Below are 14234 nucleotides of genomic sequence, written 5' to 3'. Positions count from 1 at the left end.
TTAATTGCAGATTTAAAAGGAGGATCACCAAGTCTCATGGAAATTCACATCAAGAAGGATCTGCCGTCTGCGGCAGGTCAGTACCCTAATCGTGCCCGCATGCTGATCTCCTGTCCGGATGGACCGGGAATTGTGGCGGCGGTCTCCCAGTTTCTGTACCAGCATGGCGCCAACATTGTCCAGTCTGATCAATATACAATGGATCCGGCCGGCGGCATGTTTTTTATGCGGGTTGAATTTGATCTGGAGAATTTGAACACGAAGCTTCCCCAACTGGAGGAGTCCTTCCGTGAAGTTGCCGATCAATTCCGTATGGAATGGAATATCTACCATGCGGTCCGCAAGAAACGGCTGGCGATTTTTGTTTCAAAAGAAGATCACTGCCTTGTAGAGCTGTTGTGGCAATGGCAGGCCGGCGATCTGGACGCGGATATCGCGCTGGTGGTAAGCAACCATCTGGATATGAAGGAATACGTGGAATCGTTCGGCATCCCGTATCACCACATTCCGGTTACGGCGGATACGAAGCCTCAAGCGGAGCAGCGCCAGCTGGATGTGATCGGCGATGATATCGACGTGATTATCCTTGCGCGTTACATGCAGATTATTTCGCCAACCTTTATCGAACATTACCGCAACCGGATTATCAACATCCACCATTCCTTCCTTCCGGCCTTTGTCGGCGGCAAGCCTTATGCGCAAGCTTATAACCGCGGGGTGAAAATTATCGGAGCAACCGCCCATTATGTAACCGAAGAGCTGGATGGCGGGCCGATTATTGAGCAGGACGTGCAGCGCGTTAGCCACCGGGATGATGTCAACGAGTTGAAGCGTATTGGCCGTACCATCGAACGCGTAGTGCTTGCAAGAGCCGTCAAATGGCATGTCGAGGATCGGATTCTGGTGCATAACAATAAAACGGTTGTATTCAACTAACGGTCTGCAAAAGATTTGCAAGCGTACGTATGATCAGACAGGAAGACAGCCAGCAGATGCGGAAACAGCACGAACACGATGGCGAGCGATGCCAGAGGAACCGGGCCTGTGCCTGAGATACAAGTCAGAATATGAGGCTGTATTCGAACGATTCATCATAGATAGTACAATGGAGCAGCCTAACACTTTAACGCTGCAATGGATTACCCCTTGATCCCGCTCCTCTTATTGGAGTGGGATTTTTATTTATAACCGACTTGGTAAAAGGAGCCAAATCCCCTGGTATGCCGAAATTACGTTCCAATACATCTTGTGATGGAAGGAAACGTCAAACTTTTTATGGATTCGACTCGTCAATATAGTTGAGCTTGTGAAGAGAGTCTTTACATACGTCTTCTGAACATAGGTGTCATTTGTCATGAGAAAGCAATTTATATGCGGAGAGGGGAATCATCAGTTGTCGTTTTATACAAAAAAAACGTGGATGTTGCTGCCGATGGTGGCGCTGCTGATTGTTGCAACGTTATCCTTCTCGTTCCCGGCCGGAAACGTCTACGCCGACGGAGCGAAGATTGGCATTCAATCCGAAATGGGTTATCAAGGTAAGATTAAACATGATAAATGGAATCCGCTCAAACTGACCTTAACCAGTGACCGGGATCTATCCGGTGACGTGGTCGTGCAGATTCAGAACTACAATGGCTTCGGATATCAAACCTCCTACGTTCAGCAGGTGGACTTGCCGAAGGATACGCCGAAGGAAGTCGTGATCGGCATTCCAGGGGCTGTGCTGAATAAAGATAATAACCAGATCCTGTTCTATGAAGGGTCTTATACCAAGGGGAAGCAGATTCCGTTTGCCTCAGGCAAAAATTACGTGCAGGCTTCTCCGTATCAAGGCGCACTCATCGCCGTGTTATCCGATGATCCCGATACAATGAATTTCATGAATGTCCTTAACGGCAAGGGCAACAGCGTGAACGTGTTCCCGCTTAAGAACGCCAGCGTTCCATCGGATGGAATGCTGCTGAACGGACTGGACGCCATCGTGATCAACAATTTTGCTTCCGATACGCTGTCAGAGCCTCAGCGCAAGGCGATTACAGATTGGGTGAATGGCGGCGGCACCCTGATTCTGGCCGGCGGCGCGGGATATGCCAAAACAGCGGCACCGTTTGCCGACATCACGCCGGTCGTTGCGGATGGGACCACCACCGTTCATTCGCTGGCTGAGCTGGAGAAGCTTGGCGGGAAGCCGCTGAAACTGGATGGGGCCTTTACCATTTCCACAGCGAAAGCGGTGGAAGGCGCCCAAATCGGAATTGAAGCGGACGGACAACCTTTGTTTGCCTCGAAGGCCTATGGCCAAGGGAGTGTTCAATATGCGGCCTATGATTTGGCCATGGAGCCTGTGAGCTCATGGGCAGGCCATCCGGATGCATGGGCATCGATATTGCGCAATAACCTTCCCATGGTGGGCGCGCAGAATGGCATGTACTACAATTCGCTGATGGACAGTTTGAATTACGTTCTGGAGTATTTTCCATCACTGAAGATGCCTTCCTTCACGCTGCTGCTGTGGATGCTCATTATTTATGCGGTCGTCGTTGCGCCGCTGCTCTACTATATCTTAAAGAAGGCGGACAAGCGGGAATGGGCGTGGTTCCTGATCCCGATCATTGCCGTCATCGCGAGCGGTTCCGTTTACGTGGTCGGTTCATCGGACAAGACGCGGGAACTCGCGCACACCATCAACTTGATTGAACTAAACGGTCAGGGGGATGCGGTTAAATCGACGGCTTCCGCATTTTTCACGCCTCGAAGCGGGAACTATGCTTTGGAATTTCCGGAGAATACGTATTTGAAAACGGGACAGTCCCAGACCAGGTTTGGAGGAATGGGCGAGAATAAGAGTTTTGTCCGAGTGGAGCAGGCGTCCACGACGCTGGAGCTACGCGACATGTCCCAATGGTCATTAGCCAAGGTCTGGGTGGACCGTCAAGGAACCGAGGAGATGGGGCGTCTGGGCATGGATTTGAAGCTGGATGCCAAAGGAGAATTAAACGGCAAGGTCACCAATGACACGATTAACGATTTGACCGAGGTTGTGCTGGTTGTCGGGGGCAAAGCCTACAAGCTGGGAGATATCAAGAAGGGAGATGCTGCAGCCGTTCCTCAGGACCCGAAACAAATCATCAAGTTTACGGGCGGTGACTTGTCCGGGATGCTGTACCCTTATTCGCAGAATGATCCGAAACAGCGTGAGCGAGATATTTTGTCCCAATACGGATATTCCAACAGAATGGTCAACAGAGATGCTTACATCTTGGGATGGAGCAAGGACCATTTGACGAATTATACGTTGAAAGGCGCTGAGGTGGACAGTGATCAGCTCAATTTCTGGATACAGCCCGTGGAGATGGATTGGGGACTGAACGGGGAGATCAACATTCCTTACGGCTTCCTGTCTCCCGAAATATCGCAGGTGAATGCGCCGATGTTCGGGGTTTACCCTCATGGTGTGGAGATGGGACAGGGCAGCTTGATCGCCGAATTCCCGTTAATATTGGAAGGCAACGTGAAGTATTCGGAACTGTCGATCAAAGGCACTAAATTCAACAACAACGTGACGATGGAGATCTGGAACTCGAAGAAGAGCGAATGGGAGCCTGTTACAGACGCGAACAATGTGTTTACCATTACCAAGAATCCCGAGCAGTATATCGTAGGGAATCGGATCCGCTTCATGATCACCGCCAAGGATCAGACCAACTTTATGATGCCGGAGCTGTCTGTGAAGGGGGAGGCCACTCAATGATCGAGATTAGTAACCTGAGTAAAAAATACGGAACGTTCCATGCGTTGAAGGATATCAGTCTTCATATTGAAAAAGGGACGGTATTTGGATTTGTCGGTCCGAACGGAGCCGGCAAGTCCACAACAATGTCCATATTGGCCACCCTGATGCTGCCAACCTCGGGTGTTGCCAAGGTCGGCGGCTTCGACGTGACCCAGCATCCCAAGGAGGTCCGCAAGCGGATCGGCTACATGCCCGATTTCTTTGGCGTGTATGACCAGCTGAAGTCTACCGAATATTTGCATTTCTACGGGGCAAGTTACGGCATTCCGCGGGCCGAGCGGGAACAGCTCATTCCGCAGCTCCTGGAGCTGGTCAACCTGAGCGACAAAGCGGATACCTACGTTGACAGTCTCTCGCGCGGGATGAAGCAGCGTTTATGCCTTGCCAGGTGCCTGGTGCATGATCCGGATGTCTTGATTCTGGATGAGCCGGCTTCGGGGCTGGATCCGCGGGCGCGGATCGAGATGCGTGAGATATTGAAGGAATTGAAGCTTATGGGCAAGACGATCATCATTTCGTCGCATATTTTGCCTGAGCTGGCGGAGATGGTGGATGAAATCGGCGTGATCGAGCACGGCGAGATGGTTGCCCAAGGCAAGGTGGCCGATATTCAGAGCCGTCTCCGCGTGAAAAAAGTCATCCATATCCGCACGCTGGAGCGTGAAGAGGAACTGGCCGAGAAGCTGCGGGACGAACCGTTTGTCACGTCGGTATTAACGGATAACACCGGCGTCCATGTTCATTACGGCGGGGATGACACGCAGCAAAGCGCTCTGCTGCGGCAGGTGGTCTCCTGGGAAATTCCGATTGTCTCGTTTCAGGAAGCGCAGAGCAACCTGGAGGATGTATTCCTCGAAATTACCAAAGGAGGACCCCGCGAATGAATTGGAGCAGAAAGCTAATTAATCCGGTCATTGACAAGGAATTTCGGCTGCGGATGCGTTCTACGCGTTCCATGCTGTCGGTGTTATTTTATGTGTTGGCGCTCGGAGCCGTTGCGATGGGCTTCATTTATCTTTTCTTATATTTGGGACAGCGGGGACCTCAGCGATTTGATCCGCAGATGAGCCAAATGATGTTCTATGTGCTGAGTTTTGCCCAGCTTGTTCTCATCGCATTCATGGCGCCGGCTCTTACCGCCGGTGTCATCAGCAGCGAGCGGGAGAAGCAAACGCTGAGCATGCTGCTGACGACGCAGCAGAGCTCGGCCACGATTGTGCTGAGCAAGCTGGTGTCGGCGCTCAGCTTCATGACATTGATCGTGCTGGCCACCCTGCCGGTATACAGCATTGTTTTCCTGTATGGGGGGATTTCGCCGAAGCAGCTCATATCCGTCTTTGCCTTTTATTTATTCGTGATGCTGCTGCTCGGTTCGCTTGGCGTGATGTTCTCGACTATATTCAAAAGAACCATCGTCGCGATTATTGTCACCTACGGTGCGGGACTGATTATCTTCCTTATAACAGGACTGCTGTATTTGTTCTTCATGGGAATTGAACAGCAGAATATGTATCAAAGCGGGCAGGCGCCAACGCCTGGCAGCTATTCCTGGGTCGGATATTTGCTGGGCCTGAATCCGGCCGGGGCGATGATGAGTTTGTTTAACCCGTCCTTCTCAAAAGACGTGTTCCTGCTGCACGGTGGAAGCTTGAACAGCAAGGCCCCCATTGAATTGTGGCTGGAATTTTTCATCGTCTATTCGGTTGTGATCGTTCTCGCCCTGTGGGTTGCCGTACGGAATATCCGTCCTGTCGCCAGGCGGAAACGTAAGGATAAGCACAAAGAACAGCTCCCGCAAGTATCGGAAATGACGCGGGACGAAGCGTAACCTAAAGCATAAGAGCAGGGTAAGGAGGAAGAGCAATGGACAACATCATGCGTTTTATCGAAGCCGCGAGACGGCGGCTGCAGGGATTCCGCGTCATAACGTATGTTTTATACGGACTGATGGCAGGGTTTGCCGCGCTGCTGCTGCTTCTGGTGCTGGGGAGATTCGTGCCCATAACCTGGCTTCCCGTCGCATCCGTGGCCGTTCCTGTAGGAGCAGGTTTCGTAGGTTTGTTATGGGGATGGCTGCACCGGGTTCCGATCGAAGAGGCCGCTTCTGCGATGGATCATGTTCCGGATGGAGCGGAGCGAAGCGACATGATGGTGACGGCACTATCGTTCAAGGAAGAGGAATCGCAGGCCGCTAAATGGCAGCGTGAGCAGGCGGAACGTTATGGCGCACGTTTTGCGGAGCAATTGCCGGAGCGTCTTCCTTACCCTAATCGTAAAAGGCATCTCTTGATCTGTGGCGCTTCGCTGGCTGCCGTGCTCATCCTTGTTTTTGTTCCGAACCCGATGGATAAGAAGGTGGAAGCGGCAAAAGAGGCCCGGAGCTGGATGAAGGAGCAGGCAGCCAAGACCGAAAAGCTGGCGGAAGAACTCCAGAAAGAAACAATCGATCCTGCCGACAGGAAGAAGCTGCAGGAGAAGCTGGATGCCTTGAAAAAAGCGCTGGAGCGTGAGAAGCATCCCGAGCAAGCGCTGAAGAAGCTGGAAGAAGCCATGAAAGAGCTGGAGAAAATGGCGAAACAGCAGGAGGAAAAAGCGAAGGCATTGTCGGAGCTGGCCCAAAAAATGCAGCAGGAGAAGGCGTTGTCACAGGTGGGAAAAAAGCTAGCCGAAGGCATGCCCGATGAGCTCAAGCAGGAAATGAAGAAACTCACCGAGCAGGTGAAAAAGATGTCCCAGGAAGAGAAGAACGAGCTGGCCGATGCTTTGAAAAAGTTGGCAGAGGAAGCTGCCAAGCAGCTGGAGGACGGGAAGCTGGAGCAAGAGCTCAAGAAAGCGGCAGACTCGCTGAAGGAAGGCAAGCTGCCGAAAGAGCTGGAAGAAGCGCTCCAGCAGCTGGCCGAGGAGCTGGCTAAAGCGGCCCAAGCTAAAGCCGCATCCGACAGTCAATCGCAATCCGCCGCTTCGCTGGCGTCCTCCCTTGCTTCGCAAGGACTGAGCTTGGCCGATCAGATGACGGCTGCCGGGATGTCGGTATCGGATGCCTGGAGTAACGGCGGCAGTGCGGAGGCGTTGGCGCAGGCGGGATCCGGGGAAGGCTCGGGAGAAGAAGGCGAAGGCTCGGAGGGAAGCCCCGGTGAAGGCGGCTCCGGGGCCGGTCAAGGTCAAGGCGCCGGCAGTGGGTCCGGTTCGGGGAGCGGCTCTGGATCAGGAGCAGGCTCCGGCTCAGGCGGCAGCGGAGGATCGGGAAACGGAACCGGAAGCGGAGCCGGCTTCGGCTCAGGCGGTCGCGAGCTTGTGACGATCCCTAGGGATTTCAAGGGCAGCGGCAATGTGCAAAACGATTCCGGCGAGATCAAGGGCAGCGGCGGAGATATCCAGAAGGGCGGCGTTTCGCCGACCGTTCCGGGCATGTCCAGACCTTATGAGGAAGTGTACCGCGATTATGAGACCGAAGCGCGCAAAACATTAGATCGCAATCCGCTGCCTGACCAGATGCAAGGGTTGGTTGAGGAATATTTCATACAGATCAATCCGAATCCGTAGGGGATCGAGGAATCGATCACGGAAGCTAGAATGAGTACTTGAACTTTACCAAGAAGATGGAGGTTTCGTCCATGTCGGATATAGCAGTGAGACCACAGGAATGGATGGAGAAAATATCGGGCCTGCGGGAACATATCGGCAAGGTGATTGTCGGGCAGCAGGATGTTGTGGAGCAAATGCTCTGGTGTATCTTTGCAGGAGGGCATGCCCTCCTGGAGGGGATTCCGGGTCTCGGTAAAACGATGCTCGTCCGCACGGTGTCGGAAGCGTTGGAGCTGTCCTTTTCCCGCATACAGTTCACGCCGGATTTGATGCCGAGCGATATAACGGGCACCAATATCCTGTCGTTCGGGCAGCATGGGGACACCGGGATGACCTTTCAAAAGGGTCCGCTGTTCAGCAGCATCGTGCTGGCCGACGAGATTAACCGGGCCACGCCCAAAACCCAGAGCGCCTTGCTGGAGGCCATGCAGGAGAAGACCGTCACGGTGGGTGGGGTAACCCACCAGCTGCCCAAGCCTTTCTTCGTTCTTGCCACGCAAAACCCGCTGGAAAACGAGGGAACGTATCCATTGCCGGAGGCGCAGCTTGACCGCTTTCTGCTGAAGATCGAAGTGTCGTATCCAAGCGCGGATGAACTGAAGGAAATCGTGAAGCGGACGACATCCTCCCACGAATTCCAGGTGGAGCGGCAAATGACCGGCGACGAGCTGCTGGAAATCCAGCGCGGAGCCCGGGAAGTGCTGGTTGCCGAGGAGATTTTGGACTATGCAGTTCGTCTGCTCATGATGACGCATCCCGAAGAGGCAGCGGCCCCGGAGGCGGTGCGAAAATACGTTCAGTTCGGTTCCGGACCGCGGGGCATTCAGTCCATCATATCAGTGAGCAAGGTCCGTGCATTGTGCAGCGGCCGGATGCATGTATCGACAGGGGATATTCGCGCCGTGGCTTTATCTGCGCTGCGCCACCGTTTGTTCCTGAATTTCGAGGGGCAGGCGCTCGGCATTACGACAGACCATGTCATTCAGGAGGTTCTGCAAGCGCTGGAGGCATCCGCGTGAGCGGGGGCGGGCACCTGCTTCCTCCGGAATGGCTTCCGCGTCTGGAGCGGCTGAGCCTGGATGCCAAGCGGCGGGTTGCCGGGACGCTGCAGGGAAAGAGGCGATCCCGCCGGCTCGGATCGTCCCTCGAGTTTGCCGATTATCGAGTGTATGCACCCGGCGATGATGTCCGCAGGTTTGACTGGGGCGTCTATTCTCGTACGGGAAAAGCATTCGTGCGTCAATTCATGGACGAGCAGGAGCTGACGGTCAGTCTATTCGTGGATTGCTCGGCATCGATGGGGGCTGTCATGTCATCGTCATCCGAACCATCTGCTGCAGATCCGGCAGGAACGATGGAAAGTCCGAAATGGCTGCTCGCACGTCAACTCGCCGCAAGCATCGGCTACATGGCATTGTCCTCCTACGACAGACTGCAGATCGCCTGTTACAGCCGTTCGATTAACGCCCGCCTTCCGATCATGAGAGGAAAGGGCTCGGCCCATCGCCTGTTTTCGTTCCTGCAAGGGGCAGAAACGGGAGGCGAAGGCAGTTTGGGCGCAGCGCTTGCGGTTCCTGGCGCACTCCCCCGGCAGCCGGGGATGACCTGGGTGTTCTCGGATTTTTGGCTCGAGGGCGGCGAGGAGGAATTGTTCAGGGCGCTTTCCCTTTTATCCGGCACCGGGCAGGAAGTGGTGCTGGTGCATGTGTTGTCGAGGGAAGAACTGGAGCCCAAATTGACCGGCGATTTGCGATTGGTCGACAGCGAAACGATGAGCGGCAAGGAAGTGGCCTTGACGGGTAAAGTGCTCGATGCTTACAAAGAGGAGCTGGAGCGGTATCGGACGATGCTGTCCCGCGTGTGCGCGGAGCGGGGGATGTCTTACGTGCTCATTCCGGCGGACATGCCGCTTACAGATGCGATGTTCGGGGTGCTTGCGGGAGCTGGCCTGGTTACTGGATAGAGCGGGATCCCATGCAGGGCCCCGTTCCAAGCATCTGCCGAACTTCATATGTATTTGGGTAGCTGATAGACGGGGAACACCGGTGAATACTCACCTATGAAATGCAGGCTTTATGAGCACCTGTCTGTGATCTATTTCGAAGAAACAACAAGAGAATTCATTGAAATAAAACAGGAACAGATGACAAGCCTTCATCCAATGCTTTGAGAAAACGTCCAAGTCGTGTTAGTCAGGGTCCACGGGAGTAAGGAGGGGACACGTTGGGGATTCAATCTTGGCTGAGCCTATGGTTCGGTTTAACGCTGCCGGCCATCGTGCTTATGTATATGTTCAAACGAAAATATGTCGATACAACCGTTCCCAGCCACTTGCTGTGGGAGCGGGTGCTTCGGAACCTGGAGGCCAACAGGCCGTGGCAGAAGCTGCAGAATCGGCTTCTGCTGTGGCTTCAGCTGCTTGCTGCTGCGCTGATGGTCTTCGCACTGATGCAGCCTTTTATGCAGGTGTCTGGCGGAGGCAGCGCCCACGTGGTCATCGTTGCCGATACCTCGGGCAGCATGAGCGCGCAGATTCAGCCATCGGCTGAAGGCGAAGCCGCATCCAGGCTGCAATGGATGCAGGAACGAATGAAGGAATACGTGAAGAACCAAGGGAGACGGAGCGAAATCACCCTCCTGTCCGTGGGAGCAAGTCCCATGACGCTGGTCTCTCATGAAAGCGACCGCACGGTCATTGATAAGGCTGTGGATGGGTTGAGGCCCTATTACGGTCAGGCAGCCTACAGGGAAACCTTATCGCTCGCTTCCGCTCTGACGCGGGAAGAGCGGGATGCAGAAGTCGTTATTTTTACGGACAGCTACTGGAAGCAGGATACGGAGCCCATAACGTTTCAGGTTCCGGTATCCGTAGAGAAGGTGCAGGGAGAACTCCCTCTTAACGTGTCCATTGACCAATTCGGCATTTCACCCAAGGGTGAAACAGGTTCATCTTATGGGGCGGTCGCTGTCCTCAGCACGAATGCCAAGGAATCGATGACGGCTGAAGTGAATCTTTACGGGGATGAACAGCTATTGACCAGCAAGATGCTTGAACTGGAGCCTGGTAAAAAATCAACCGAATCCTTTTCCGATCTGCCGTTTGCGGAAGTGTACCGGCTTGAGTTATCGCAGGAGGACGGATACGCCGCAGACAATCAATCCCTTGCATTCGGTTTGGGTCATGGATCTTCGCGCGTGCTTCTGCTGACTTCGGGCAATTTGTTTCTGGAGAAGGCCCTGCAGCTAAGCGGAGCCGAAGTCACCCGGGTTGCTTTGGACGAGTCCAAAGACAAGACCGCCAAGGACAATGGCAGTGCGGATAAGGAAGCGGGCGAGGGCAGCACAGCTGCGGATGTACCGCCCGTGCCCGAAGGCGAATTTGATCTGCTCGTCATCGACGGAGACGTGTCGGAAGGGTTCAAGCAAGGGAAGTGGGCGGAACTGGCCGCCAAGACTCCGCTATGGACGATCGGCGGAGAAGGTGCCAAAGTCGGTAACCAAGGGGGGCGTGCCGTGCTTTCCAAGCATCCGGTGACCGCCTATGTAACCTTATCGGGCGTCTATTTTGGCACGCTGGTGGAACAGGCCCCTGCCTGGGGAGAGCCCGTTATAAAGCTGGGGGATCAACCGATCGTCTATGCGGGAAGAGAAAACGGGCGACCGCGCTTGTCGTTTCATTTCCTGCTTCAGGATAGCGATCTTCCATTATCGCCGGAATTCCCGGTTATGGTCAGCAATGCACTCGAGTGGATGACCTCGGGCAAGGGAAGCGGCCTTGGCCGCTATATGGCTGGCGCGCAAGCGGATATACCGATTGCGGCGGATACGGTAGCGGCAAAATGGGTGCCTGCGAGCGGTCTTGCTCTTGCTGACGGCCTCCCTGCTGCGGAAGCGCTCCGGAATGAGCAAGGGATCTCGCCGGTACAGCTTGTGCCGGAATATCCGGGGTTGTACGCTTTTGAACAGCAAAATGAAGCGGGTGAGAAGCTTAGGTTTTGGCTGGCCGTGACGGCGGATCCATACGAGGCGGATTGGAGCGACGATCAGGGCCCGGCGGTAAGTCAAGCGGCTGCGAACGCGGATGAGTCTGAAGCAGGAGATGGTTCCGGCACATCCGGAAGTAACGAAACGACGAACCGCGTCGGTTCGTTAATGCCATGGCTGGCTGCCTTGGCACTGGCTGTGATCGCAGCAGAATGGGGGGTGTACCAGCGTGGGCGTTCAATTTAGCCAACCATGGTTGTTGCTGCTGTTGATTCCGGCAGGATTATTTCTCTACTATGCATACAAATCGGATTTTCGATTAAGCGGCTTTCGGAAGAAACTGGCTTTATTCTTTAGAACCTGCGTCATTCTATTATTGATTCTTATGATTTCGGGTTTGCACGGCTTTACCGTCTTAAGAGATAAACAGATTGTGTATCTGGCCGACCGTTCCGACAGTATGGGGGATTCGGCCCGGATCGCGAGCTGGATTAACGATTCTCTCTCGGCAAAAGGCGAGAAGGATGGCACCGCCGTTGTTTCTACAGGGCTTGAGGGCGCTGTGGAACGGCGGTTATCCTCTGAGGAGAATGCAGGAACTTCGTTCAATGCCCTGCTGGAGCAGCAGTTTACGGGGCTGGAGTCCGGTCTTCAGCTCGCGGGGAGCCTGTTCGAGGGCAACAGCGATTCCAGAATTGTGCTGATCTCGGACGGGGAAGAGAATGTAGGCATCATGGCAGCGGCCGGGAGGCTGCTGAAGGACCGGGGCATTGCGGTTGATGTGCTTCCGGCTCCGAAGCAGGCCATCCATGACGTTGCGGTGGAGGAACTGAAGGTACCGGATAAGCTGTATCAAGCGGAGTCTTTCTATGTGGAGGTTATGATCCGCAGCACGTTTAAGACCTCCGGTGAGCTGCGCATTTACGAGGATAACCGTGAGATCGGCCGGGAACGCGTGGACGTCACCCCGGGCGAGAACCGGTATGCCGTGAAAGGCCTGGCCAAGAGTCCGGGACTTCACCGTTACCGTGCCGAAATCTTCATGGACGGGGATGAAGCGTCCGCCAATAATGCAGCGTTCGATTTCACCCGGGTGGAAGGTCCGCCGAACGTGCTAATCGTGGAGGGAACCCCGGGAACGTCGGGGAATATCACGGCAGCCCTCGAGTCCGGCATGATCGGCACCGAGGTGATTCCGCCCGAGCTGCTCCCGCTGGAAGCGGCCAAGTATGCCGTATACGACAGTATCATCTTTAATAACGTTTCGGGCAGTGACGTCGGCGGCAAGCAGATGGAGCTGATCGAGCAGGCGGTCCGAAGCTTTGGCATCGGGTTTATGATGGCGGGCGGCGAGGACAGCTTCGGGATGGGCGGATATTTTAAAACCCCTATCGAAAAGGCGCTGCCGGTCTCCATGGAGCTGGAAGGCAAGCGGGAGATTCCATCCCTTGGCCTCATACTCGTCATCGACCGTTCGGGGAGCATGGAAGGCAACAAAATCGAATTGGCCAAGGAATCGGCGATGCGAACGGTGGAACTGCTGAGAGCCAAGGATACGGTCGGCGTTGTCGCCTTTGACGACCAGCCGTGGTGGGTCGTTCCGCCGCAGAAGCTCGGGGACAAGGAAGAGGTGCTCAGCAGCATCCAATCGATACCGAGCGCAGGCGGGACCAACATCTATCCTGCCGTTTCCTCGGCGCTTGAGGAAATGCTGAAAATTAACACCCAGCGCAGACATATCATTCTGATGACCGACGGGCAGTCCGCCATGAATTCCGGTTATCAGGATCTGACCGATACGATGGTGGAGAACAAAATCACGATGTCTTCCGTGGCGGTCGGGATGGATGCGGATACCAACCTGCTTCAATCCTTGGCAGATGCGGCCAAGGGTCGTTATTACTTCGTTGAGGATGAAACGACGCTGCCGGCGGTATTCAGCCGGGAGGCGGTCATGCTGGCCAAATCCTATATCGTGGATAAACCCTTTGTCCCGGCCGTTCAGAGCCCGGGCGATTGGGCTAGTCTATTCCAGCAGGGCGTTCCGGGGCTGTATGGTTATGTAGCGACAACGCCGAAGTCTTCCGCCCAGACGGTTCTGTCCAGTCCGGAGCCGGACCCAATCCTGTCACGCTGGCAATACGGATCCGGGCGAACGGTGGCATGGACGAGCGATTTAAGCGGAAAGTGGTCCAAGGAATGGGTATCGTGGTCCGGCTTTGCCAACACGTTGACCGAAATCGTGAAGTGGACATTCCCGCAGTTTACGTCGTCGCCCTATGAAGTGACTACCGAGACGGCCGGCAACCAAGTAAAGCTCCAAGTTATGGCAGAGGGCGAGAATCCGCCGGAGAAGCTGAATGCGGTAATCGGGGACGATGAAGCCGGCGAGCAGACGGTAGAGCTCATTCAGGAGGCCCCCGGCCGTTATACCGGGCTCGTCAACGTATCCAAGCCGGGAGCCTTCCTCATGTCCCTTGAGGACGCGAGTGGGGAAGAAGCGCTGCAAGCCGCGCCGGGCACCGGTTTTGTTGTGCCATATTCGCCGGAATACCGGCTATCTTCCGGCAGCGGCGAGGAAGCCATGAAGCGGCTGGCCGAAGTAACCGGGGGCCGCGTACTATCCTGGGATAACCCGGCCGAAGTGTTCGACCGGCAGGCGGCCTCGCGGATGAATCTCCATGATTGGAGTTATCCGCTGCTGGTGGCGGCCCTGCTGCTGTGGGTCGCCGACATCGCCGTGCGGCGCTTGGCTCTGCCATGGGGCGCCATCGGCGCTAGGCTGGCCGCCCTGCTCCGCAGGCGGCCGGCACCTGCCGGCGAGGCCGGGCGCGACGCCGGCCTCGAGCGGCTGGCGGCGCGCAAAGCC

The 14234-nt window shown here is 55.2% G+C and carries 9 protein-coding genes; all 9 read left to right on the top strand.

All coding sequences use genetic code 11. From position 1 onward, the window contains the following. Window positions 1–36: 36 nt before the first annotated feature. Complete coding sequence (gene purU / locus DP091_RS22635; RefSeq protein WP_113060382.1) at window positions 37–936, top strand: formyltetrahydrofolate deformylase; 900 nt, start codon at window positions 37–39, stop codon at window positions 934–936. A 418-nt stretch (window positions 937–1354) separates the two neighbouring features. After that, window positions 1355–3754, top strand: coding sequence for a DUF7408 domain-containing protein (locus tag DP091_RS22630; RefSeq protein WP_113060381.1), 2400 nt, complete (start codon window positions 1355–1357; stop codon window positions 3752–3754). After that, on the top strand, window positions 3751–4680 hold the full coding sequence (locus tag DP091_RS22625) for an ABC transporter ATP-binding protein (protein ID WP_113060380.1): 930 nt from the start codon (window positions 3751–3753) through the stop codon (window positions 4678–4680). Before DP091_RS22630 ends, DP091_RS22625 begins: the two co-directional genes overlap by 4 nt. Continuing rightward, window positions 4677–5624: an ABC transporter permease gene (locus DP091_RS22620; RefSeq protein WP_113060379.1), complete on the top strand. Its 948-nt coding sequence runs from the start codon at window positions 4677–4679 to the stop codon at window positions 5622–5624. The genes DP091_RS22625 and DP091_RS22620 overlap by 4 nt, the downstream gene beginning before the upstream one ends. Before the next feature lie 35 nt (window positions 5625–5659). Further along, on the top strand, window positions 5660–7339 hold the full coding sequence (locus DP091_RS22615; protein ID WP_113060378.1) for a phage tail tape measure protein: 1680 nt from the start codon (window positions 5660–5662) through the stop codon (window positions 7337–7339). A 71-nt stretch (window positions 7340–7410) separates the two neighbouring features. After that, complete coding sequence (locus tag DP091_RS22610; RefSeq protein ID WP_071222606.1) at window positions 7411–8400, top strand: AAA family ATPase; 990 nt, start codon at window positions 7411–7413, stop codon at window positions 8398–8400. Continuing rightward, window positions 8397–9344, top strand: coding sequence for a DUF58 domain-containing protein (locus DP091_RS22605; protein ID WP_113060377.1), 948 nt, complete (start codon window positions 8397–8399; stop codon window positions 9342–9344). Before DP091_RS22610 ends, DP091_RS22605 begins: the two co-directional genes overlap by 4 nt. Window positions 9345–9604: 260 nt before the next feature. Further along, window positions 9605–11611, top strand: coding sequence for a vWA domain-containing protein (locus DP091_RS22600; RefSeq protein ID WP_113060376.1), 2007 nt, complete (start codon window positions 9605–9607; stop codon window positions 11609–11611). Further along, the coding region (locus DP091_RS22595) for a VWA domain-containing protein (protein ID WP_113060375.1) at window positions 11595–14234 on the top strand (2640 nt) is incomplete at its 3' end. The genes DP091_RS22600 and DP091_RS22595, both read left to right, overlap by 17 nt.

Source organism: Paenibacillus sp. MDMC362 (assembly GCF_003269305.1).
Taxonomy (GTDB): Bacteria; Bacillota; Bacilli; order Paenibacillales; family Paenibacillaceae; genus Paenibacillus_AQ.
Note: the sequence above shows the minus strand (reverse complement) of the source record. Positions and strands in the feature narration are given on the sequence as shown.

Coding starts and splice junctions, on each gene's coding strand:
- purU (WP_113060382.1), top strand. CDS start 37: ATGGAAATTCACATCAAGAAGGATCTGCCGTCTGCGGCAGGTCAGTAC.
- DP091_RS22630 (WP_113060381.1), top strand. CDS start 1,355: ATGAGAAAGCAATTTATATGCGGAGAGGGGAATCATCAGTTGTCGTTT.
- DP091_RS22625 (WP_113060380.1), top strand. CDS start 3,751: ATGATCGAGATTAGTAACCTGAGTAAAAAATACGGAACGTTCCATGCG.
- DP091_RS22620 (WP_113060379.1), top strand. CDS start 4,677: ATGAATTGGAGCAGAAAGCTAATTAATCCGGTCATTGACAAGGAATTT.
- DP091_RS22615 (WP_113060378.1), top strand. CDS start 5,660: ATGGACAACATCATGCGTTTTATCGAAGCCGCGAGACGGCGGCTGCAG.
- DP091_RS22610 (WP_071222606.1), top strand. CDS start 7,411: ATGTCGGATATAGCAGTGAGACCACAGGAATGGATGGAGAAAATATCG.